This window comes from Azospirillum sp. (assembly GCF_050789165.1).
The window spans coordinates 1-21217 of the sequence record NZ_JBOZRT010000066.1; the positions used below are offsets into that span (position 1 = coordinate 1).

Here is a 21217-nt window from a genome sequence, read left to right on the forward strand (position 1 = left end):
CCGTCTTCATGGTCGAGCAGAACGCCTATCACGCGCTGAAGCTCGCCCACCGCGCCTACGTCATGGTCACCGGCCGCATCACCATGAGCGGCACCGGCGCGCAGCTGCTGGCGGATCCGGAAGTCCGCGCCGCCTATCTCGAAGGGGGCCATTGATGGACGCCGTTCTCGGATCATCGCTGCCGGTGTTCATCGGGCTGACGCTGCTGGTGTTCGGCGGCTGCGGCTGGCTCACCGGACAGGCTCTGGCGCAGGGCTGGAAATCGCCGGGCATGGTGTTCGCCTACTCGCTCATGATGGGGCTGGGCGACCGCTTCCTGGTGTTCGCACTGTTCGGCGGGCCGCTGCTGCACCTGCCGGGCTTCATCGTGCATGGGGCGGCGATCCTGGCGATCACCTGGGTGTCGTATCGCATGGCGCTGGCGCACCGCATGGTGTCGCAGTACCCGTGGCTGTACGAGCGCTCCGGCCCGTTCGGCTGGCGCGAGAAGATCGGCGCGCGGATCGCCGGATGAGCCCCCCTATGGCCTTAGGCGATGTGTCGCGGGGCCGGCCGGACTATAGTAGAAGCAATTCCGCCGGACCTCGCGCCAAAGCGGGGCCGGCGGCAAGGGCCCATGGCAGGGCTCAGGGTGTGACTCACAACAGGGAGCGAACCGTATAATGAACTACAAGCACCTCCTCCTCGCCGCCGTCGCGGCCACCGCGCTGGGCGCCACCTCGGCCAAGGCCGACATCGCCGTCGCCACCGCGGGCCCGATCACCGGCCAGTACGCCACCTTCGGCGAGCAGATGAAGAAGGGCATGGAAATGGCCGTGGCGGACATCAACGCCGCCGGCGGCCTGCTCGGCCAGAAGCTGAAGCTGGAAGTGGGCGACGACGCCTGCGACCCGAAGCAGGCGGTCGCCGTCGCCAACCAGTTGGCCAAGGCCGGCGTGAAGTTCGTGGCCGGCCATTTCTGCTCGGGCTCGTCGATCCCGGCCAGCCAGGTCTACAACGAGGAAGGCGTCCTGCAGATGTCGCCGGCCTCGACCAACCCGAAGCTGACCGAGCAGGGCTTCAAGAACGTCTTCCGCGTCTGCGGCCGCGACGACCAGCAGGGCAAGATCGCCGGCGCCTACCTCGTCGAGAAGTACAAGGGCAAGAACGTCGCCATCCTGCACGACAAGTCGGCCTACGGTAAGGGCCTCGCCGACGAGACGCAGAAGGCGCTGAACGCCGCCGGCACCAAGGAAAAGGTCTACGAGGCCTACACCGCCGGCGAGAAGGACTACTCGGCGCTGGTGTCGAAGCTGAAGCAGGAAGCCATCGACGTCGTCTACATCGGCGGCTACCACACCGAAGCCGGCCTGATCGCCCGCCAGATGAAGGACCAGGGCCTGAAGGCCCCGATCGTGTCGGGCGACGCCCTGGTGACCAACGAGTACTGGTCGATCACCGGCCCGGCCGGCGAGGGCACCATGATGACCTTCGGCCCGGATCCGCGCGAGATGCCGGACGCCAAGGCGGTGGTCGAGAAGTTCCGCAAGGCCGGCTACGAGCCGGAGGGCTACACCCTGTACACCTACGCCGCCCTGCAGATCTGGGCCGACGCGGTGCGCAAGGCGAACTCGACGGACGTGGGCAAGGTCGCCCCGGTCCTGCAGAAGGAGAAGTTCTCGACCGTCATCGGCAACATCGGCTTCGACGCCAAGGGCGACGTGACCACGCCGGCCTACGTCTGGTACCGCTGGAACGCCGACGGCAAGTACGCTCAGGTCAAGTAAGACTCCGCGTCAGCGTATCGCTTGAACGCGACAAGGGGCCCGGCGGGAAACCGCCGGGCCTTTTTGCGTTGCGGCATCGCGGGCTAGGTCGCGAGTCCACCGGACAGCGGTGCCGCCGGGGTGGTGCCGGGCACCATGGCTGGGGAGCGCTGCGCCAGCAGATGCTCGGAGGCGCGCATCACGTCGCGCCAGAACGCGGCTGCCCTGAGGTTGTTGGTGGCCGTCAGTTCGACGAGTCGAACGCGGCTGATGCGGACCGCGGCTTCGCCCATCTCATCGACCAGGCGAGTCGCGAAAAGAAGCACGTCGGTGTCGGTCTTCATGCCGTAATGAACCGTACCTGGGCCATTCTGTTCCAGACGGACATACGAGATTTTTGCTGCGCTGCGGGGGTGCTCAAAAGGGGTAGCTGTTGCAGGCCGGCTACAAAGTGCGGCCATGCGTGTCCGCCGCATAACGGACACTCGCCAGACCGGGGGCGTTTCGTGTTTGAATGCGGGTGCCGGCCGCCATCGCTCGCCGGCCTCTTGGTGTTGGAGAACGGGCATGCGCAGAAAGCGCGAGATCGTCGAAGGGCAGATGTTCCGCAAGCTCGGTCCGGGCGGCGGGATCTGGGAGGTGGTGGCGATCCGCAAGGACGGCATGGGCACCCAGCACGCCCAGATGAAGCGGGCGGACGACCCGCACACGCTGAAGACGCTGGCCGTCGTCACCTTGCTCGACCCCCACCAGTTCGAGTGGCTGGAAGGCTGATCCGGCCGCGGTTCCCCTGAACCCGACACCGCCGCCGGCGCCCGTGCGTCCGGCGGCTTTCGCATGCGCCGAATCCGCAGGCCGACGCTGCATGACGACTGTTGCGGGAACGCCACGTTTTCAGAGCGCCGGACCAGATGGCTATGCGCCCCTAACGCTTTGCTCCATCTGGCGTAATCCAAACCGTCTATCCTCAGTGAAGCATAAATATCACAGACTTGCACAGGTTGCGAGCCGGGGATTGCCGAGCCGCGGCGGCGGTGACATCTGCGACCGTGGATGAACGAACCGCCGACGACACAAGGCGGCACCATGCAAGGAAGACGATCATGAACGTGCGTGGCATTCTGCTCGGCACCGCGATTGCGCTGACGCTCCCGACCGCCGCTCTCGCCGGCAACGAAGGGTTCTACATCGGGGGTGCCGGCGGCCTGAACTGGACGCGCGACGCCAAGTTCAGCTCGCCGTTGGCGGGCGCTTCCGCCACCGCCAAGTACGACCAGGGCTGGGTCGGGTCGCTGAGCGCCGGGTACGAGACCGCGTTCGGCCTGCGCGGCGAGTTCGAGGTGAACCACCGCTGGGGCAACGACATCAAGAGCACCAGCCCCGCCTCCGCCGCCACCGGCAAGGTGCGGGCGACCGGCCTGATGGCGAACATCCTGTACGACATCCACACCGGCACGCCGTTCACCCCCTACCTGGGCATCGGCGCCGGCGCGGCCCACGTGAAGCACGACTTCGGCTTCGGCACGCTCAGCGCGTCCGACGCGGACTGGGTGTTCGCCTACCAGGGCATCGCAGGCGTCGCCTACAACGTGACGCCCAATCTGGCGATCACCGCCGACTACCGTTACTTCGGCACCGAGAAGCCGAGGTATGAGATCGCCGGCAGCACCCTCGAGGGCCGCTACCACAACCACAGCGTCCTGGTCGGTCTGCGCTGGTCGTTCGGCGCCCCGGCCGCTGCGACGCCCGCCGTCGCGACCGCGCCGGCCGCTCCGGTCGTCCAGGCGCCGCAGACCGAGTATCTGGTGTTCTTCGACTGGAACAGGGCGGACATCACCCCGGCCTCCGACCGGATCATCGGCGACGCCGCGGCGGCGGCCGGCAGCATGCGCGCGGTCGGCATCCACGTGATCGGCCACACCGACACCTCGGGCAAGCCGGCCTACAACCAGAAGCTCTCGCTGCGCCGCGCCGACGCGGTGAAGCGCGCGCTGGTCGCCAAGGGCGTGCCGGTCGGGCAGATCTCGGTCGAGGGCAAGGGCGAGTCCCAGCAGATGGTGGCCACGGCCGACAACGTGCGCGAGCCGTCCAACCGCCGCGCGCAGATCCTGATCCGCGTGAAGTAATCGGCCGCGTCCGGCCGGAACGACAGGGCACCGCCGCGGCGGTGCCCTTTTCGTTTGGGCGGGGTGAGCCGATACTCCATCCCATGGAGCAGCGTCTCGACATCGTCATCCCCTGCCTGAACGCCGCCGGCACGCTGCCGGCGACCCTGGGCGCGCTCGGTGGCGGCACCGAAGTGATCGTCGCCGACGGCGGGTCTACCGACGGCACGGCGGGCGTGGCCGACGCCCTGGGGGTGCGGGTGATCCGGACGCCGAGGGGGAGGGGGCCGCAACTCGCGGCCGGAGCGGCGGCCGGCGAGGCGCCATGGCTGCTGTTCCTGCACGCCGACACCCGGCCCGGCCCGGGCTGGAGGGACGCGGTCGAGCGGCACATCGACGCGCCCGGAAACGCCGAACGCGCCGGCTATTTCCGCCTGCGCTTCGACAGCGCCGCGCCCGTCGCGCGCCGGTGGGAGCGGGCGGTGGCGTGGCGCAGCCGGGTTTTCGGGCTGCCGTACGGCGACCAGGGTCTGCTGATCGCAAGGCCGTTCTATGAGACGCTCGGCGGGTTCCGGCCGTTGCCGTTGATGGAGGACGTCGACCTTGCCCGCCGCATCGGCCGACGGCGGCTCGTGCCGCTGGGCGCCGAGGCGATCACTTCCGCCGCCCGCTACGAGCGCGACGGCTGGCTGCTGCGCCCGGCGCGCAACCTCGCCTGCCTGTCCCTGTACGCCCTCGGGGTTCCGCCCCGGTTGATCCGGCGGCTGTACGGATGACCATCCGCCATCTCGTCATTTTCGCGCGCGAGCCATGCCTCGGCCGGGTCAAGAGCCGGCTGGCCCGCGGCATCGGCGCGCTGGAGGCGTTGCGCTTCTACCGGCGGACGCTGGAGGCGTTGCTTCGCCGCGTCGGGCGCGACCCGCGCTGGTGCGTCTGGCTGGCGGTGACGCCCGACCGGGCCGCGCGCTTCCGCGTCTGGCCCAGGGGGGCACGGGTGATCCCGCAGGGCGGCGGCGACCTGGGCGCGCGGATGGCCCGGCCACTGCGCCGGCTGCCGCCCGGCCCGGTGGTCATCGTCGGCAGCGATATCCCGGACGCCGACGCGCCGCGCATCGCCGCCGCGTTCCGGGCGCTCGGACGGGCGGCGTTCGTCTTCGGGCCGGCGGCGGACGGCGGCTACTGGCTGGTCGGCGCGGCGCGCCGGAGCGCCATGCCGCGCTCGCTGTTCCGCGAGGTCCGCTGGTCGAGCGAGCACGCGCTGGCCGACACGATGTCCGGGCTGCCGCACGGAACCAGCGTGGCCTTCGTGGACGTCCTGAACGACGTCGATGACGCCGAGGACTGGCGGCGCTGGCGGGACCGGCAGAGCCGACCCACCCGGGGTATTGCGTCAGCGGTACCGCCTTTGGTGGCGCCGGACGACTGAACCGCGCCGGTGTTTCGGCCGTACTCGATACCATCTCGAGTCTCGATGGAGGACCCTCATGTGGTCTCGCTACACCGCGCTGATTCTCGGCGTCGCCTTTGCCGGCGCCGGCCTGCTCGGCTTGCTGCCCGCGGCGCTGACCCCGCCGAGCGGCGGCCATGACCTCACCATCAACGCCATGCACGGCAACCTGCTGGGTCTGTTCCCGGTCAACGTCGTGCACAACCTGATCCATCTTGTCTTCGCACTGTGGGGCTTCTTCGCCTTCTTCAGCGGTGCGGCGAGTTCACGCGGGTTTCTGCGCAGCGTCGCGGTGATCTATCTGGTGCTCGCGGTGATGGGCTTCATCCCGGGTCTGAACACCGTGTTCGGTCTGGTGCCGATCCACGGCAACGACATCTGGCTGCACCTGCTGCTGGCCGGCGTGGCGGGCTGGGTCGGGTTCTTCATGACCGACCGCGACCGGGTGGCCACCACCGAGGCGAACTGGCGTGCCTGAGCGCGTCCCGCTCGTCTTTTCCGACGGTGACGCGCTCGGCGCCGATCGGGCCGGCACCCTGGAAGCACCGCGCGCGGCGGCCTCATGACCGTCCTGGCCGGGGCGCCGGAGGGGTACGACGCCTGGCTGCTCGCCGACCGCGCCGCGGCGGTCGGTGACGCCGGGCTGCTCCACATCGCCGAGGATGGGCGGCGGCTGGAACGGCTGCGCCGCCTGCTCTCCTTCCGCGCGCCGGAGCTGCCGGTACTGGCCTTTCCGGCGTGGGATGCGCTGCCGTACGACCGCGCCTCGCCGTCCACACGGGTGGCCGGGCGACGCATCGACACGCTGGTGCGGCTGGCACGGCCGGGGCCGAAGATCGTGCTGACCACGGCGGGCGGCCTCCTGCGCCGCCTGCCGCCCGCCGACACGCTGAAGCGCCTGTCCTACGGGCTGGCGGTGGGCGAGGCGGTGGATCTGGAGGCATTGCGGCTGTGGCTGCTGCGCGGCGGCTACGGCCCCGCCGCGGAAGCCGCCGTGTTCGGTGACGCGGTGTGGCGGAACGATGGGCTGGACATCGTCTCGCCGGGCGTCGGCGGGCCGCTGCGGCTGGAACTGCCCGGCGGCCGGCTCGCCTCCGCCCGCCTTGCCGGCGGCAGCGAGCTGGAGCGCGTCGATCTCTACCCGGCCACCGAGATCGTCCTCGACGACGCGGCGATCGAGCGCTTCAAGGCCGGTTACCTCGCCGCGTTCGGCGGCGCGGCGGAGGAGGACCCGCTGTACCGCGCGGTGGACGCCGGGCGCCGCTACGCCGGCTTGGAGCACGCGCTGCCGCTGTTCTACCCAGCCACCGACACGCTGTTCGACCGGCTTCCCGGCGCCGCCGTCACCCTCGACGAGGGCACGACGACGCTGCGCGACGAATGGCTGGAACAGGCCGAGCGCGCCTACGAGGCGCGCCGCGCGCAGGTGGGCGTCGCCCTGGCCGTCCGGCCGCTGTCGCTCGAGCGCGTCTTCCTCACCGGGGAGGACTGGGACGCCGCACTTCAGGGGCGCACGGTTGTCACCCTGTCCTCCGAACCCGGCGAGGGCGGCGGCGAGTTGCTGGCGCTGTGCGGCGGTGATCCGGCCGAACGCCTTGCCGGACTGCGCGGCGACGGCCGGCGCGTGCTGGTCGCCGTGCCCGATCCGGCCCGTCGCCGCGGCCTGCTGCGCAGCCTGCGCCGCGACGGTGTGGCCGATCTGGCGATCGCCGACGACTGGCCGGCGGCGCAGGCGCTTGCGCCGGGAACGGCGGCGGTGGTTGCGCTCGACCTCGACGCCGGCTTCCGGGCGCCCGGCTTGGCGGTGGTCACCGCGGCGGCGCTGCTCGGCCAGGCGGAGGCGCGGCCCCGGCGCGGCCGGCGGCTGGTCAGCGACCTCGCGGTGGAGGCGGCGGACCTCGCCCCCGGCAGCCTCGTGGTGCACGCGGATCACGGAATCGGCCTGTCCGACGGCCTGGAGACGCTGACCGCCACCGGCGCGCCGCACGACTGCCTGCGCGTCGTCTACAAGGACGACGCCAAAATCTACGTGCCGGTCGAGAACCTGGACCTGCTCTGGCCGTTCGGCGCCGCCGGCAAGGTGCCGCTGGACCGGCTGGGCGGCGGCGTCTGGATCCAGCGCCGCGACAAGGTGGCCGGCGCGTTGGCCGACGCCGCCACCGCGCTGGTCCGCGTCCAGGCCGAGCGTGCCCAGGCCCGCGTCGAACCGATCCGTCCGGCGCGGGCCGCCTACCGCCGCTTCGCCGACCGTTTCCCCTACGAGGAGACGCCGGGCCAGCGCGAGGCCATCGAGGCGGTGCTGGGCGATCTCGCCTCGGGCCGGCTGATGGACCGGCTGGTGTGCGCCGACGTCGGCTTCGGCAAGACCGAGGTGGCGTTGCGCGCCGCCTTCGCGGTCGCCCTGGCCGGCCGGCAGGTCGCTGTGGTGGCGCCGACCACCGTGCTGTGCCGCCAGCACGTCAGCGATTTCCGCGCCCGCTTCGCCGGCTTCGGCGTCACCGTCGCCGAGCTGTCGCGCGGCATCGCCCCGGCCGAGGCGCGGGCGGTCAAGGCGGGGCTGGCCGATGGCTCGGTGCGCGTCGTCGTCGGCACGCACGCGCTGCTGGGGTCGGGCATCGCGTTCGCCGACCTCGGCCTGCTGGTGATCGACGAGGAGCAGCGCCTGGGCGTCAAGCAGAAGGAACGGCTGAAGGCGCTGTCGGAGGGCTGCCACGTGCTGACCCTGACCGCCACGCCGATCCCGCGCACCCTGCAACTGGCGCTGGCCGGGCTGCGCGAGCTGAGCGTCATCGCCACGCCGCCGGTGGCGCGCCGGCCGGTACGCACCGACCTGTCGGAGTGGGACGCCGGCCGCATCCGCGAGGCCCTGCGCGCCGAGCGGGCGCGCGGCGGGCAGTGCTTCACCGTCTGCCCGCACGTCGAGGACCTGGACACGGTGCGCGCCCGCATCGCCGAGATCGCGCCGGACTTCCGCGTCATCGAGGCGCACGGGCAGATGCCGGCCGGCGAACTCGACGACGCCATGACGGCGTTCGCTGAGGGAGCGGGGGACCTGCTGCTCGCCACCAACATCATCGAGAACGGGCTGAACATCCCCAACGCCAACACCATCGTCGTGCACCGCGCCGACCGTTTCGGGCTGGCGCAGCTGCACCAGTTGCGCGGCCGGGTCGGGCGCGGGGCGGTGCAGGGCCACTGCTGGCTGACGGTGGTGCGCGGCGAGGAGCTGTCCGAACCGGCCCGCCAGCGCTTGCGCGTGCTGACCGAGTTGGACAAGCCGGGTGCCGGCTTCGAACTGGCGGCGCACGACCTCGGCCTGCGCGGGGCGGGCGACCTGCTGGGCGAGGAGCAGTCCGGCCACCTGCGCGCCGTCGGCGTCGAGCTGTTCCAGGAGATGCTGCGCCAAGCGGTCGAGGCGGCGCGCGCCGGCCGGCCGCCGGTGCCCGAGCCGGTGCCGCGCCTGACCATCGGGCTGCCCGTGCTGATCCCCGAGAGCTGGATCGGCGATGCCACGCTGCGTCTGGCCGTCTACCGCCGCCTCGCGGTGATCGACGACGCGGTGGAGCGCGACGCCTTTGCCGCCGACCTCGCCGACCGCTTCGGCCCGCTGCCGCCGGAGGTCGACACGCTGATGGAGCTGGACGCCTTCAAGACGCTGGCCAAGGAGGCCGGCGTCGAGACGCTGGACATCGGCCCGGCCGGCGCTTTGCTCGGCTTCTGGGAGGGGCGGGCGCCGGACGCCGCCGCGCTCGACCGCCTCGCCGGGCGCCACGACGGCATGAAGGCAAGGCCGGACGGCCGGGTGGTGCTCGCCGCCGGGGACCGCGAACCGGCGGCCTACCACCGCGCGCTGCGCCGGCTGTTGCGCGATCTGGCGCGTTAGTCGTCGGGTTCCTTGTCGGGGTCCGGCCGGTGCGCTGGCGCGTCCTTGCGCTGTTCGTCACCCTCGACGATCTCGCGCGCGGTCGGTTCCCGCGCCTTGCTGGCCGATTGCGATTGGTCGAGCACGACCCACTGTCGGTCCCGTGCCATGTCCGCGATCTCCTGATGGTTTGTTCGGAACCATAACAGTCGCGGGGCGCGAGCGTCGCACGGCGCGGGTAGCGAGGGTGGAGCGCGCGCGGCGTACCGCGCGCGATTCGCTCAGTCCCGGTCGGGATCGAAGCCGCAGGCGGTCAGCGCCGCCAGCATGTGCGCCGGTACCGGTGCGGTTGCCGAGACCGGCGGCTTCTTCGGGTAGAGCGGCAGCTCCACGGCGCGCGAATGCAGGTGCAGCCGGCCCTCCGGCCCGCCGTATTGCGGATCGCCGAGCAGCGGGCAGCCCATGGACGCGGCGTGCACGCGGATCTGGTGCGTGCGCCCGGTGTGCGGGTGGAAGGCGACCCAGCTCATCCCCTCGGCCCGGCCCAGCACCTCGTAGTCGGTGACGGCGCTCTGCCCGTCCTCGGCGGTGACGATGCGCCAGCCGCCGGTGCGGTTGCTCTGCTTCTTCAGCGGCAGCTCGATTCGCCCCTGGTCGGCCGGCGGCGTCCCGGCGCACACCGCCCAGTAGGTCTTGCCGACCCGCCCCTCCTGGAACAGCTTGCCCAGCCGCCGCAGCGCCTTCGGGTGCCGCCCCAGCACGAGGCAGCCCGAGGTGTCGCGGTCCAGCCGGTGCGCCAGCCCCGGCGGCTTCGGGAAGCCGAAGCGGAGATGGTCGAAATAGCGTTCCAGGTTGTCGCCGCCCCCCGGCCCGGCGTGCACCGCCAGCCCGGCCGGCTTGTCGATGACGAGCGTGAGGCCGTCCCGGTAGAGGACGCGGGCCTGGATCTGGTCGGGAGTCATGCGCCTGTGACGTTGCTGCGAGAGCCGCTGCGTTCCTCGTCCGTCATTTCCGCGAAGCGGGGATGACGGGGAAATGACGTGCGAGGGAGGGGCGGGGCCCCTCCCTCGTCGGTCATTACGGCAGCTTCAACTCCTTGAAGAAGTCGTTGCCCTTGTCATCGACGATGATGAAGGCCGGGAAGTCCTCCACCTCGATGCGCCAGATGGCTTCCATGCCCAGCTCGGGGTACTCGACCACCTCGACCTTCTTGATGCAGTCCTGCGCCAGACGGGCGGCGGCGCCGCCGATCGAGCCCAGGTAGAAGCCGCCGTACTTCCGGCAGGCCTCGGTCACCTCGGGGCTGCGGTTGCCCTTGGCGAGCATGACGAACGAGCCGCCCGCCGCCTGGAACTGGTCAACGAAGCTGTCCATGCGGCCGGCCGTGGTCGGGCCGAAGGAGCCCGAGGGCATGCCTTCCGGCGTCTTGGCCGGGCCGGCGTAGTAGATCGGATGGTTCTTGAAGTAGTCGGGCAGCGGCTCGCCGGCGTCCAGGCGGGCGCGCAGCTTGGCGTGCGCCAGATCGCGGGCGACGATCAGCGGGCCGGTCAGCGACACGCGGGTGCGGATCGGGTACTGGCTGAGGATGGCGCGGATCTCGCTCATCGGCTTGGTGAGGTCGATCTTCACCACCTCGCCGGACAGCTGGCTGTCCTCGATCTCCGGCAGGTACCTGGCGGGATCGCGCTCCAGCTGCTCCAGGAAGATGCCGTCCTTGGTGATCTTGCCCAGCGCCTGACGGTCGGCCGAGCAGGACACGCCGATGCCGATGGGCAGCGAGGCGCCGTGGCGCGGCAGGCGGATGACGCGCACGTCGTGGCAGAAGTACTTTCCGCCGAACTGCGCGCCGATGCCCATGCCCTGCGTCAGCTTGTGAATCGCCGCTTCCATCTCCAGGTCGCGGTAGGCGTGGCCGTCCTCGGAGCCCGAGGTCGGCAGGCTGTCGTAGTAGCGGGCCGAGGCCAGCTTGACCGTCTTCAGGTTCTGCTCGGCGCTCAGGCCGCCGATCACCACGGCGAGGTGGTAGGGCGGGCAGGCCGAGGTGCCGAGGTACTTGATCTTGTCCTCGAGGAACTTCAGCAGCCGGTCCGGCGCCAGCACCGACGGGGTCGCCTGATGCAGGAAGGTCTTGTTGGCCGAGCCGCCGCCCTTGGCCATGAACAGGAACTTGTAGGCGTCCTCGCCCTCGGCGTAGATCTCGATCTGGCCGGGCAGGTTGTTGCGGGTGTTCTTCTCCTCGTACATCGACAGCGGCGCCAGCTGGCTGTAGCGCAGGTTGCGCTTCAGGTAGGCGTCGCGGGCGCCGGTGGCCAGCGCCTGCTCGTCCCCGCCCTTGGTGAAGACGCGGCGGCCCTTCTTGCCCATGACGATGGCGGTGCCGGTGTCCTGGCACATCGGCAGCGTGCCGGCGGCGGCGATGTTGGCGTTCTTCAGCAGGTCGAGCGCCACGAACTTGTCGTTCGACGAGGCTTCGGCGTCGTCGAGGATGTTGCGCAGCTGCTGGAGGTGGCCGGGGCGCAGCAGGTGGTTGATGTCGCAGAACGCCGCCTCGGCGAGCAGGCGCAGACCCTCCGGCTCGACCTTGATGACCTGTTCGCCGTCGAACTCGACGACGGAGACGTGGTCGGAGGTGAGCTTGCGGTACTGGGTCTCGTCCTTGCCGAGCGGGAAGAGGCTGTTGGCGCCGCGGGCCGGGCTGCTGTCGTCGGGCATGAAAGGCGTTCCTTCCGGTGTGAACCCCGCCTCCGGCGGCGCCGAAGGCGCGCAACGGGGAGGGCGCATTTTCGGCCCCCCTTATACACCCCTTCGGGCGGTGCACAACGGTTTGGGTCGTGGTGCCGTCCGGGCAAAAAAAAGCGTCCCTCGATGTTGTCGAGGGACGCTAAGGGGCATCCTATGGGAGAGATGGTGCCACGCAGTGCGTGGCTAAAGACCAGCGAAGTGATCTTCGCCTTCGTTTCTATGCAAAAAGCAGAAGCTCCACCTTGACGCCGGTCAAGCGTTGAGAATCCTTCTAAAACGACGTGTGTTCGTGGGGTGTGGTGGAAATTTTGACAATAATCAAGTGGGGTGGTGTGGGGAAGGCGTGGCGCTGGGCCCCCTCCCTGACCCTCCCCCACTTCGCGGGGAGGGAAACAAGAAAGCCCTCCCCCGCGAAGTGGGGGAGGGTTGGGTGGGGGACCGGACAGAAACGCAGAAAATCAGCGTGCCAGCTGCCTGTACAGAGCCGGCAGGGCCACGGTCAGCCGGCTGATGTGCGGGAAGATCGCGTAAGCGCCCCGCCCGAACAGCGTTGGGAAATAGTCGCGTGCGTGCGCGTCCACGGTGATGCCGAACACCGCCAGACCTTCCTTGCGCGCCTCGAGCACCGCCTTTCGAGTGTCCTCGATGCCGTAGCGGCCCTCGTAGTGGTCCATGTCGTTCGGCTTGCCGTCGGACAGCAGGATCACCAGCTTCTGCCGGTTCGGCCGTTCGGCCAGCTTCGTGGTGACGTGACGAAGTGCCGCACCGATGCGGGTGTAGTGGCCGGGCTTCAGCGCCTGGATGCGGCGGTCGATCTTCGCCGATTGCGGCTCGTCGAAGTCCTTCAACGTCTTCACGTTGACGAACGACCGCTTCTTCGAGGTGAAGGCGTACACCGCGTGGCTGTCGCCGCAGGCGGTCAGCCCGTGCGTCAGCGCCAGCAGCGCCTCCTTCTCCACGTCGAGCACACGGCGGTCCTCGATCCACGAATCGGTGGACAGCGAGTTGTCCACCAGCACCGCCACCGCAAGGTCCGGAATGGCGTTGCGGACCTGGAGGTAGACACGCTCGTTGGCGATGCCGCCGGCCCGCTTGTCGGCGTGGCTGCGCACCAGGGCGTTGAGGTCCACCTCGTCGCCGTCCGGCTGGCCGGGGAAGACCATGCGGCGGGGCCGCAGCGCCTCGAACTGCCGGCGCACGGCACGGATGCGGCGCCGGGAGGCGTCGTCCGGTTCCCAGTCTTCGCCCTCTTCGGAGGCCGGTTCGGCGACGACGCGGCAGTAGTCCTTGTGGTAGACGCCGCGGTGGTAGTCCCACTCGGGGTACGTGATCTCGGCGCGGATCGGCCCGGTGTCGGCGGCGCCCGGCGCGATGTCGAGGTCGAGCTTCAGCTTGGTCGACGCCTTGCGGTCGTTCTGGCCCAGCGAGATCTCGTCGGTCTCCTCCACCGCCTTCTGCGCGCTGTCCTGGTCGTCGTCCTCGGTCTTGCGGTTGAGGTTCACCATCTCCGCGATCGACATCATCGTGTCGAAGCGGTTGAGGATCAGCGGGTCGTCGCGGTTGGTCTGGTCGCTGTCGCGGCGGCTGGCCTTGCGGCGCTGGCTGTCCTTCTCCTGGCCGCCGCCGGATTCGCTGTCGTCGTCCGGGCGGTCGAAACCCTCGCTCGGCGGCCGGTTGATCGCCTCGCCCCACAGCGGCACCGGCAGGAACGGCTGGTAGCCGTGCTGCGCCTTGAACAGCTCCAGCGGCACCGCCTCGTTCAGCATGCGGTGCGCGGTGGCGTCGGGATCGGCGAGCAGCGCCGCGACGGCCTCCTCGACCTCGGCCTCCGGCTTGGGCAGGCTGCGCTTTGGCCGGGCGGCGAGCGTCGCCGCAGCAAGTTCCGCGTGGATCGCCCGCAGCCCCGGAAAGCGCGCCAGCGCCCGGCGCACCGCCCGCGCCGTGGCGCGCAGGGCCTGCACGTCGGCCTGCAGCGGATCGCCCGGCCGCTCGCCGAGCGGCTCGGCGTGCGCGAAGAACGCCGCCAACCACTCGTACAGCAGCTCGTTCAGCCGCGCCTCGGGGAACAGGTCGATGGAGGGCGGCAACTGGAGGACCTCGCCGTCCAGCGTCGCCTTGTCCACCTTCTCCACGCCCAGGCCGATGCGGTCGAGCAGCGACAGCCGGTGCCCGGACTCGGCCTTGGCGCCGGCCGCCAGCCGCACGCCGTGGTCGCCGCCCAGGCCGCGGTAGAACACCGCGAGCCGGTGGCGCAGCCCCTCCAGCGCCACCGCGGCCTCGGGATGGTGCGGGTAGCTGGAACGGTTGCCGACCAGCCGGTGCCAATGGCGCCCGACCAGCTCCTCCGGCTCGAAGATGCCCATGGTCCTTACCCCTGGATCAGCCCAACGTGATCTGTGCAACGCGCAGAAGCGCCTGACGGACATCGGTGTCGTCGGTCAGCGGCTCCAGCATGGCCGAGCGGATGGCGCGGTCCGGCTTGATGCCCGAGCGGATCAGCGTGGCGCAGTAGACCAGCAGGCGGGTGGAGACGCCTTCCTCCAGGTCCTGGCCCTTGAGGTCGCGCAACGCGTTGGCGAGGCGGACCAGCGGCACGACCTTCTCTTTGGCCAAGCCGCTCTCCTTGGCGACCACGTCGATCTCCAGCTCGGCGGGCGGGAAGTCGAACTCCATCGCCATGAAGCGCTGGCGGGTGGAGGGCTTGAGCGCCTTCAGGACGTTCTGGTAGCCGGGGTTGTAGGACACCACGAGCATGAAGTTGTCCGGCGCCTCCAGCGTCTCGCCGGTGCGGTCGATCGGCAGGATGCGGCGGTCGTCGGTCAGCGGGTGCAGCACGACGGTGACGTCCTTGCGCGCCTCGATGACCTCGTCCAGGTAGCAGATGGCGCCCTCGCGCACGGCGCGGGTCAGCGGCCCGTCCACCCAGACGGTGTCGCCGCCCTTGATGAGGTAGCGGCCGGTCAGGTCGGCGGCGGTCAGGTCGTCGTGGCACGACACGGTGTAGAGAGGGCGTCCGAGCTTCGCCGCCATGTGGGCGACGAAGCGGGTCTTGCCGCAGCCGGTCGGCCCCTTCAGCAGCATCGGCAGCTGGTGTCGGTAGGCGTGCTCGAACAGCTCGCACTCGTCGCCGATCGGCTGGTAGTACGGGGTGTCTGCTGCGTGCGCGGCGGCGAGCGGGGTGACGGACATCGGGACATCTCCGAGGGATTCGACTGCTGTGGGCATAGTTGACCGCGGCGGTCCGGATTCCCTTGACCATCGTCAAGTTGGCTGCGACGTGCTCGCATCGCCTGGAAAACAAAAAACCCCGCCGGCTCGCACCGGCGGGGTTCTTGTTGCAGACCGGAGTTACTCGGCCGGCTGCAGACCGACGGAGCGGGCAGGCTTGGCAGCCATCACCGGGCCGACGACCGAGTAGATGAACAGCAGCACGCCCACCAGGATCACCAGGCCGGAGCCGAGGCGCATCCAGTAGAACAGGCCGATCTGGTCCTGCACCTCCATGTAGCCCATGCCGAGCACGCGCTGCAGGTGGACCTGCACGACGCCCGCGACGGTCAGCGCGAAGGTCATGAAGGCGACGCCCGAGCTGATCAGCCAGAAGCTCCACATGTTGAGCACCTGGTTGTACGGCTCGCGGCCGCGCAGCAGGGGCATGGCGTAGGTGATGATGGCCAGGTTGATCATCACGTAGGCGCCGTAGAAGGCCAGGTGGCCGTGCGCCGCGGTGACCTGCGTGCCGTGGGAGTAGTAGTTGATCGGGGCGAGCGTGTGGAGGAAGCCCCACAGGCCGGCGCCGAAGAACGCGAACACCGAGCAACCCAGCGACCACAGCATGGCGGCCTTGTTCGGGTGGTTGCGGCCGCCCTTGTAGACCATCATGAAGGCGAACACGACCATGGCGAAGAACGGCGCCACTTCCAGCGTGGAGAACAGCGAGCCGATCCACTGCCAGTAGCCCGGCGTGCCGATCCAGTAGAAGTGGTGGCCGGTGCCCAGGATGCCCGAGAACAGCGCCAGACCGACGATGGCGTACAGCCACTTCTCGACGACCTCGCGGTCAACGCCGGTCATCTTGATCATCAGGAAGGCGAGGATCGAGGCCATCACCAGTTCCCACACGCCCTCGACCCACAGGTGGACGACGAACCACCAGTACATCTTGTCGAGCGCGAGGTTCGCCGGGTTGTAGAAGGCGAACAGGAAGAACAGTGCGATGCCCCACAGGCCCATCAGCAGGATGTTGGTGATGACCGTCTTGCGGCCCTTCAGCACCGTCAGGCTGACGTTGTAGAGGAACATGAGCGCCACCACGACGATGGCGGCCTTGATCCACAGCGGCTGCTCGAGGAACTCGCGGCCCTCGTGGATGCGGAAGACGTAGCCGACGACCGCGGCCAGCGCGCCGAACATGAACAGGCCGAACTGCACGTAGGCAATCGTCGGGCTGTGGATGTCACGCTCGGATTCTTCCGGGATCAGGTAGTAGGCAGCGCCGAAGAAGCCCATCAGCAGCCACACGATCAGGGCGTTCGTGTGGATCATGCGCAGGATGTTGAAGGGCAGCAGCTCCGACAACAGGTTCGGCATAACATAGACCGCGCCCGCCAGGATACCGACCAGAACCTGCACCGCGAAGAGCAGCAGGGCTCCGTAGAAGTAGGGCAGAGCGACTTTTTGCGTAGCGTACTTCATGGATCAAGTCTCCTCAGCCGGACACCTTGGGGGGCCAGTTCTGGGTGTTGATCGAATTCGTCCAGCGGAAGAAGGCGATCAGATCGTCCAGTTCCTTGTCGGACAGGTTGAACTGCGGCATCTGACGACGGCCTTCGACGCCCGACGGCTGAGCGGCCATCCAGCCCTTCAGCGCGCTGGTGGCGCCTTCCGCGTCCTTGTCGCCGCCGTAGCGGACCCACACGTTGCCCAGTTCCGGCGCGAAGTAGGCGCCTTCACCCAGCAGCGAGTGGCAGTTGATGCACGAGTGCTTCTCCCAGACGTGCTTGCCGCGCGCGACGTCGTCCGTGAGCGTTGCCGTGTTCGTGCTCTTGGTAAGAATATAGTTGTGGCTCATCGCGACCAGCGAGATGAACACCACGAAGAAGAAGAGCGAGCCGCCGAAGAAGATGTTCCGCGCTGCCGCCTTTGTAAAACGCTCCGTCATCGCGTGGATCCTTGTTGCAAGGTATGCATGCGAGAACCCCTCCTGCCCTGGTGTACGGAGAGGTTCAAATTTCCGAATGGCGGCGGCCGCGACCGCGGGCACCATCGCCAGGGTGGTCCCATATTCCCCGGTTGCGGCGCGGTATCCTTGACTGCGGTCAAGCGGGGCCTCGGGTCATAGGACGTAGGGTCTGACGAAGATCAGTTGCGGATCCGACCGAGCCCATGGACGCCGACCTCGTCAGGACCGTGGCGAAGAGCCCGTTCCTCAGCCTGCTTTCCCCCGCCGACCTGCGGCGCCTGGTCGGCTACGGCGCGGTGGTGCGCTTCAACGCCGGCGACGTGCTGTTCGCCGCGGGCGACGGCGCCGACCGGTTTCACGTGCTGCTGGAGGGCAGCGTCGGCCTGTGCGCGCCGGAGGCCAGCGACGCGGCCAACGATTCGGTGGTGCTCGACCTGCTCTCGCCCGGCGACGTGGCCGGCGACGAGGCGGTGTTCGACCGCGGCGCGCACGGCGTCACGGCGCGCGCGCTTCTACCCTCCCGCACGCTGGCGGTCGCCGCCGGGCCGTTCCTGGAACACCTGGACGAGCGGTTCGAGGTGGCGCTGGCCCTGCTCGCCGGGGCGTCGGCGCGTCTGCGCGGCATGATCCACGAGATCACCGAACTGAAGCTGCGCTGCACCACGCGGCGTCTGGCCAATTTCCTGCTCGGGCTGGCGGGCGAGCGGCGCGACGGCCGGGTCCGGCTGCCGCTGCCCTGCGGCAAGAACCAGCTGGCCGAGCGGCTGGGCATGCAGCCGGAAAGCCTGTCGCGCGCCTTCGCCAAGCTGCGCCCGCACGGGGTGATGGCGCGCGCCGACGACGTGCTGGTGGATGACCTCGGCGCACTGCGCCGCTTCTGCCGCGCCGATCTGGACTCATGAGGGAGATGCCATGACCTGCGGACTCGGGGCCTACGCCAAGATCTGCCCGCTGCGCGCTCCCGCCGGGACGCCCGGCCGCTGTCGGTCCGCCAAGGGCTGCCGGCGCCAGCGGCTCGACCCGGCGCTGGTCGCCGGCCTGCCGATCTTCGAAAAGGTGCCGCCCGAGGTGCTGGGCGACCTGCTCGGCAACGCGATGATCGAATCGCACGGCAACCACGCCATGCTGTTCGAGGCCGGCAACCCGGCCGACGCCTTCTTCATCCTGCTGGCCGGACGGGTCAAGCTGTTCGCCCTGCTGGAGGACGGCAAGGAGAGCATCGTCGAGGTGGTCGAGCCGGTGTCCTCCTTCGCCGAGGGCGCCATGTTCGCCAGCGGCCACTACCCGGTCAGCGCCGAGGTGATCGAGGACGCCGCGCTGGTGCGTGTGCGTGCCGAGCCGTTCCTCGCCGGTCTGAAACAAAACCGGGACCTCGCCTGCCGCATGCTCTCGGCGCTCAGCCACTGGAACCGCCACCTGCGGCGCGAGGTGCGGACCCTGCGCGAGCACACGCCGATCCGCCGTGTCTGCGGCTTCCTGCTGTCGTTGCTCGACACCGACGAAGGGCCGGCCAGCGCCGTTCTGCCGCTCAAGAAGGTGATCATCGCCAGCCGCCTGGGCATGGAGCCGGAGAGCCTGTCGCGCGTGCTGGGTCGGCTGCGCGTCTTCGGCGTGCGCACCACCGGCAACACGGTGCACGTCGAGGACGTGGCGCGCCTACGCCACCTGTACCTGTGCGGCGAGGACGCGCCGGCGGACGACGGGGTGCGGCGAAATGACCGGGCGGCCCCGGCGCCCCGGCAGAAGGGGGCGGCCGAACCCGCCGTCAGCCCGACCAAGCCCAAAAAAGCGGCAGAAATCCTACGTTTTCCGACCACACGCCTTTCAGCTTAGGCCTAATAATTAGCACTCCCAGGAGGTTGACCAAAGTCAAGGTTGGGGCATGGGGCCACTCCTATAAGCGGTTTTGTAATTGCCTCATGTCTTGGGAGAACAAATATGCGGTGGAGCAGTCGGGCCCTTTGGGCCGCGTCGGTGGCGCTTCCGGCGTTGCTGGCGATGGCGCCGGTCTCCGCTTCGGCTCAGTCGGCGGACCCGTCGCTGTCGAAGGAAGCCAAGGATCAAAGCGCGAAGATCTATTTCGAGCGTTGCGCGGGTTGCCACGGCGTGCTGCGCAAGGGCGCCACTGGCAAGAACCTGGAGCCGGAGGCCACCAAGAAGCTCGGCCAGCAGCGCCTGGAGAAGATCCTGACGCTGGGCACCGAAGGCGGCATGCCGAACTTCGACGACATCCTGAGCAAGGATGAGATCAAGAACGTCGCCACCTACATCCAGATGACTCCCGACGCTCCGCCCGAGTGGGGCATGAAGGAGATGAAGGACAGCTGGAAGGTCGTCATTGCGCCGGACAAGCGTCCGACCAAGAAGATGAACACCGTCAACCTTGACAACGTGTTCTCGGTGACGCTGCGCGACACCGGCGAGGTCGCCCTGATCGACGGCGACACGCACAAGATCTGGAACATCGTCAAGACCGGCTACGCGGTCCACATTTCGCGCATCTCGGCGTCGGGCCGTTACGTCTACGTGATCGGTCGCGACGGCAAGCTCGACATGATCGACCTGTGGATGGAGAAGCCGGAGGTCGTCGCGACGATCAAGACCGCGCTCGACGCCCGCTCGGTCGAGACGTCGAAGTCCAAGGGCTTCGAGGACAAGTACGCGATCGCCGGCGGTTACTGGCCCCCGCAGTACGTGATCATGGACGGCCTGACCCTGGAGCCGCTCAAGATCGTCTCGACCCGCGGCAACACCATCGACGGCACCTACCATCCGGAGCCGCGCGTCGCCTCCATCGTGGCGTCGCCGATCAAGCCGGAGTTCGTGGTGAACGTGAAGGAGACGGGCATGATCAAGCTCGTCGACTACACCGACATCAAGGCGCTCAAGGAAACCACCATCGAGTCCGCCAAGTTCCTGCACGACGGCGGCTGGGACGCGTCCAAGCGTTACTTCCTGGTGGCCGCCAACGCCTCGGACAAGGTCGCGGTGGTTGACACCAAGGAAGGCAAGCTCGCCGCCCTGGTGGACACCAAGTCGAAGCCGCACCCCGGCCGCGGCGCCAACTTCGTCCATCCGAAGTTCGGTCCGGTCTGGGCGACCTCGCACCTGGGCTCCGACGTGATCACCCTGATCGGCACCGATCCGGAGAAGCACAAGGAGAGCGCCTGGAAGGTCGTGGCCGAGCTGAAGAACCACGGCGCGGGCTCGCTCTTCGTCAAGACGCACCCGAAGTCCAAGAACCTCTGGGCCGACGCCCCGCTGCATCCGGAGCGTGAGCTGGCCGAGTCCGTCTCGGTGTACGACATCTCCAACCTCGACAAGGGGCCGGAGATCATCAACGTCGCCAAGCTGGCCGAACTGCCGGAGACCAAGGCGATCAAGCGCGTCGTGCACGCCGAGTACAACGCCAAGGGCGACGAGGTGTGGTTCTCGATCTGGGCCGGCAAGACCGACCCGTCGGCGATCGTCGTCCTCGACGACAAGACCCGCAAGCTGAAGACCGTCATCAAGGATCCGAAGCTGATCACCCCGACGGGCAAGTTCAACGTGCTGAACACCCAGCACGACATCTACTGAGCTTGACTGCGGTCAAATCCTACCCGGCTTCGGCCGGGTAGGTTCATTTTCGGGAAACGGGGGCGGGCAATTGGGCAACCAAGCCCGCCCTTTCTTTGCAATCAGATCGAATGGGTGGTGACATGGCGCTGGGCACACTCTGGGCCCGTCTCGGCCGCTGGCGGATCTTCGGTGCGTCGCTGGTCGGCGCGGCGGTGATCTTCATATCGGGCATCGTGTTCTGGGGCGGCTTCAACACCGCCATGGAGGCGACCAACCAGATGGATTTCTGCGTCTCGTGCCACGAGATGAAGGATAACGTCTACGCCGAGTACAAGAAGACCATCCATTTCCAGAACCGCACCGGCGTGCGCGCGACCTGTCCGGACTGCCACGTGCCGAAGGACTGGGTGCACAAGATCATGCGCAAGATCCAGGCCTCCAACGAGGTCTATCACTGGATCCTGGGCTCGGTGAACACGCCTGAGAAGTTCGACGCCAAGCGCCTGGAACTCGCCAAGCACGAGTGGGCGCGCTTCAAGGCCAACGATTCGCTGGAATGCCGCAACTGCCACA

At 68.9% G+C, this 21217-nt stretch carries 20 protein-coding genes and 1 pseudogene; 13 read left to right on the top strand and 8 right to left on the bottom strand.

The genetic code is table 11. The features are described from left to right. The 3 genes and pseudogenes from ACRWK7_RS15525 to ACRWK7_RS15535 all read left to right on the top strand — a co-directional run. A pseudogene (locus tag ACRWK7_RS15525) lies at window positions 1–155 on the top strand (ABC transporter ATP-binding protein); the annotation flags it as partial. Beyond that, window positions 155–514 (top strand): DUF6867 family protein, encoded by a 360-nt coding sequence (locus tag ACRWK7_RS15530; RefSeq protein WP_431857166.1) that lies wholly within the window; start codon window positions 155–157, stop codon window positions 512–514. The pseudogene ACRWK7_RS15525 and the gene ACRWK7_RS15530, both read left to right, overlap by 1 nt. 148 nt (window positions 515–662) lie before the next feature. Then, complete coding sequence (locus tag ACRWK7_RS15535; protein WP_431857167.1) at window positions 663–1766, top strand: branched-chain amino acid ABC transporter substrate-binding protein; 1104 nt, start codon at window positions 663–665, stop codon at window positions 1764–1766. Between the two features lie 83 nt (window positions 1767–1849). Here the strand turns inward: ACRWK7_RS15535 and ACRWK7_RS15540 are convergent, their stop codons facing one another. Continuing rightward, complete coding sequence (locus tag ACRWK7_RS15540; RefSeq protein ID WP_431857168.1) at window positions 1850–2089, bottom strand: hypothetical protein; 240 nt, start codon at window positions 2087–2089, stop codon at window positions 1850–1852. A gap of 223 nt (window positions 2090–2312) precedes the next feature. Here ACRWK7_RS15540 and ACRWK7_RS15545 point away from each other — a divergent pair, with 223 nt between their 5' ends. From ACRWK7_RS15545 to ACRWK7_RS15570, 6 genes are all read left to right on the top strand, one after another. Continuing rightward, window positions 2313–2519, top strand: coding sequence for a hypothetical protein (locus ACRWK7_RS15545; RefSeq protein ID WP_431857169.1), 207 nt, complete (start codon window positions 2313–2315; stop codon window positions 2517–2519). Between the two features lie 329 nt (window positions 2520–2848). Further along, on the top strand, window positions 2849–3871 hold the full coding sequence (locus ACRWK7_RS15550; protein WP_431857170.1) for an OmpA family protein: 1023 nt from the start codon (window positions 2849–2851) through the stop codon (window positions 3869–3871). 83 nt (window positions 3872–3954) lie between these two features. Beyond that, entirely contained in the window at window positions 3955–4626 is a 672-nt protein-coding gene (locus ACRWK7_RS15555; RefSeq protein WP_431857171.1) for a TIGR04283 family arsenosugar biosynthesis glycosyltransferase, read from the top strand. Next, window positions 4623–5276 (top strand): TIGR04282 family arsenosugar biosynthesis glycosyltransferase, encoded by a 654-nt coding sequence (locus tag ACRWK7_RS15560; RefSeq protein WP_431857172.1) that lies wholly within the window; start codon window positions 4623–4625, stop codon window positions 5274–5276. Before ACRWK7_RS15555 ends, ACRWK7_RS15560 begins: the two co-directional genes overlap by 4 nt. A 58-nt stretch (window positions 5277–5334) precedes the next feature. Next, window positions 5335–5775 carry a DUF4383 domain-containing protein gene (locus ACRWK7_RS15565; protein WP_431857173.1) on the top strand — a complete coding sequence of 147 codons (441 nt, stop codon included), beginning with the start codon at window positions 5335–5337 and terminating at the stop codon, window positions 5773–5775. 84 nt (window positions 5776–5859) lie between these two features. Then, entirely contained in the window at window positions 5860–9180 is a 3321-nt protein-coding gene (locus tag ACRWK7_RS15570; RefSeq protein WP_431857174.1) for a transcription-repair coupling factor, read from the top strand. On the opposite strand, the gene ACRWK7_RS15575 is transcribed toward ACRWK7_RS15570, so the two are convergent. From ACRWK7_RS15575 to ACRWK7_RS15605, 7 genes are all read right to left on the bottom strand, one after another. Beyond that, window positions 9177–9329 (bottom strand): hypothetical protein, encoded by a 153-nt coding sequence (locus ACRWK7_RS15575; RefSeq protein WP_431857175.1) that lies wholly within the window; start codon window positions 9327–9329, stop codon window positions 9177–9179. The genes ACRWK7_RS15570 and ACRWK7_RS15575 overlap by 4 nt on opposite strands. Window positions 9330–9440: 111 nt before the next feature. Further along, window positions 9441–10121, bottom strand: coding sequence for an RluA family pseudouridine synthase (locus ACRWK7_RS15580; protein ID WP_431857176.1), 681 nt, complete (start codon window positions 10119–10121; stop codon window positions 9441–9443). Window positions 10122–10236: 115 nt separating this feature from the next. Further along, window positions 10237–11871 (bottom strand): fumarate hydratase, encoded by a 1635-nt coding sequence (locus ACRWK7_RS15585; RefSeq protein ID WP_431857177.1) that lies wholly within the window; start codon window positions 11869–11871, stop codon window positions 10237–10239. A 488-nt stretch (window positions 11872–12359) separates the two neighbouring features. Further along, a complete protein-coding gene (locus ACRWK7_RS15590; RefSeq protein ID WP_431857178.1) occupies window positions 12360–14264 on the bottom strand; it encodes a nitric oxide reductase activation protein NorD in 1905 nt (634 codons plus the stop codon). 16 nt (window positions 14265–14280) lie between these two features. Beyond that, entirely contained in the window at window positions 14281–15090 is an 810-nt protein-coding gene (locus tag ACRWK7_RS15595) for a CbbQ/NirQ/NorQ/GpvN family protein (RefSeq protein ID WP_431857179.1), read from the bottom strand. Window positions 15091–15249: 159 nt separating this feature from the next. Further along, window positions 15250–16596, bottom strand: a complete 1347-nt coding sequence (locus ACRWK7_RS15600) for a cbb3-type cytochrome c oxidase subunit I (RefSeq protein WP_431857180.1) — start codon at window positions 16594–16596, stop codon at window positions 15250–15252. Window positions 16597–16609: 13 nt separating this feature from the next. Beyond that, window positions 16610–17062, bottom strand: coding sequence for a c-type cytochrome (locus tag ACRWK7_RS15605; protein ID WP_431857181.1), 453 nt, complete (start codon window positions 17060–17062; stop codon window positions 16610–16612). 224 nt (window positions 17063–17286) lie between these two features. Here ACRWK7_RS15605 and ACRWK7_RS15610 point away from each other — a divergent pair, with 224 nt between their 5' ends. The 4 genes from ACRWK7_RS15610 to ACRWK7_RS15625 all read left to right on the top strand — a co-directional run. After that, entirely contained in the window at window positions 17287–17985 is a 699-nt protein-coding gene (locus ACRWK7_RS15610; protein ID WP_431857182.1) for a helix-turn-helix domain-containing protein, read from the top strand. Between the two features lie 10 nt (window positions 17986–17995). After that, window positions 17996–18916 (top strand): Crp/Fnr family transcriptional regulator, encoded by a 921-nt coding sequence (locus ACRWK7_RS15615; RefSeq protein WP_431857183.1) that lies wholly within the window; start codon window positions 17996–17998, stop codon window positions 18914–18916. Window positions 18917–19081: 165 nt separating this feature from the next. Then, on the top strand, window positions 19082–20662 hold the full coding sequence (locus tag ACRWK7_RS15620) for a cytochrome D1 domain-containing protein (protein WP_431857185.1): 1581 nt from the start codon (window positions 19082–19084) through the stop codon (window positions 20660–20662). Window positions 20663–20784: 122 nt separating this feature from the next. Then, window positions 20785–21217 (top strand): NapC/NirT family cytochrome c (locus tag ACRWK7_RS15625; RefSeq protein ID WP_431857184.1); only part of this gene is annotated, 433 nt, incomplete at its 3' end.

Coding starts and splice junctions, on each gene's coding strand:
- ACRWK7_RS15610 (WP_431857182.1), top strand. CDS start 17,287: ATGGACGCCGACCTCGTCAGGACCGTGGCGAAGAGCCCGTTCCTCAGC.
- ACRWK7_RS15620 (WP_431857185.1), top strand. CDS start 19,082: ATGGCGCCGGTCTCCGCTTCGGCTCAGTCGGCGGACCCGTCGCTGTCG.
- ACRWK7_RS15600 (WP_431857180.1), bottom strand. CDS start 16,596: ATGAAGTACGCTACGCAAAAAGTCGCTCTGCCCTACTTCTACGGAGCC.
- ACRWK7_RS15570 (WP_431857174.1), top strand. CDS start 5,860: ATGACCGTCCTGGCCGGGGCGCCGGAGGGGTACGACGCCTGGCTGCTC.
- ACRWK7_RS15615 (WP_431857183.1), top strand. CDS start 17,996: ATGACCTGCGGACTCGGGGCCTACGCCAAGATCTGCCCGCTGCGCGCT.
- ACRWK7_RS15575 (WP_431857175.1), bottom strand. CDS start 9,329: ATGGCACGGGACCGACAGTGGGTCGTGCTCGACCAATCGCAATCGGCC.
- ACRWK7_RS15550 (WP_431857170.1), top strand. CDS start 2,849: ATGAACGTGCGTGGCATTCTGCTCGGCACCGCGATTGCGCTGACGCTC.
- ACRWK7_RS15545 (WP_431857169.1), top strand. CDS start 2,313: ATGCGCAGAAAGCGCGAGATCGTCGAAGGGCAGATGTTCCGCAAGCTC.
- ACRWK7_RS15530 (WP_431857166.1), top strand. CDS start 155: ATGGACGCCGTTCTCGGATCATCGCTGCCGGTGTTCATCGGGCTGACG.
- ACRWK7_RS15560 (WP_431857172.1), top strand. CDS start 4,623: ATGACCATCCGCCATCTCGTCATTTTCGCGCGCGAGCCATGCCTCGGC.
- ACRWK7_RS15580 (WP_431857176.1), bottom strand. CDS start 10,121: ATGACTCCCGACCAGATCCAGGCCCGCGTCCTCTACCGGGACGGCCTC.
- ACRWK7_RS15585 (WP_431857177.1), bottom strand. CDS start 11,871: ATGCCCGACGACAGCAGCCCGGCCCGCGGCGCCAACAGCCTCTTCCCG.
- ACRWK7_RS15535 (WP_431857167.1), top strand. CDS start 663: ATGAACTACAAGCACCTCCTCCTCGCCGCCGTCGCGGCCACCGCGCTG.
- ACRWK7_RS15590 (WP_431857178.1), bottom strand. CDS start 14,264: ATGGGCATCTTCGAGCCGGAGGAGCTGGTCGGGCGCCATTGGCACCGG.
- ACRWK7_RS15605 (WP_431857181.1), bottom strand. CDS start 17,062: ATGACGGAGCGTTTTACAAAGGCGGCAGCGCGGAACATCTTCTTCGGC.
- ACRWK7_RS15595 (WP_431857179.1), bottom strand. CDS start 15,090: ATGTCCGTCACCCCGCTCGCCGCCGCGCACGCAGCAGACACCCCGTAC.
- ACRWK7_RS15540 (WP_431857168.1), bottom strand. CDS start 2,089: ATGAAGACCGACACCGACGTGCTTCTTTTCGCGACTCGCCTGGTCGAT.
- ACRWK7_RS15555 (WP_431857171.1), top strand. CDS start 3,955: ATGGAGCAGCGTCTCGACATCGTCATCCCCTGCCTGAACGCCGCCGGC.
- ACRWK7_RS15565 (WP_431857173.1), top strand. CDS start 5,335: ATGTGGTCTCGCTACACCGCGCTGATTCTCGGCGTCGCCTTTGCCGGC.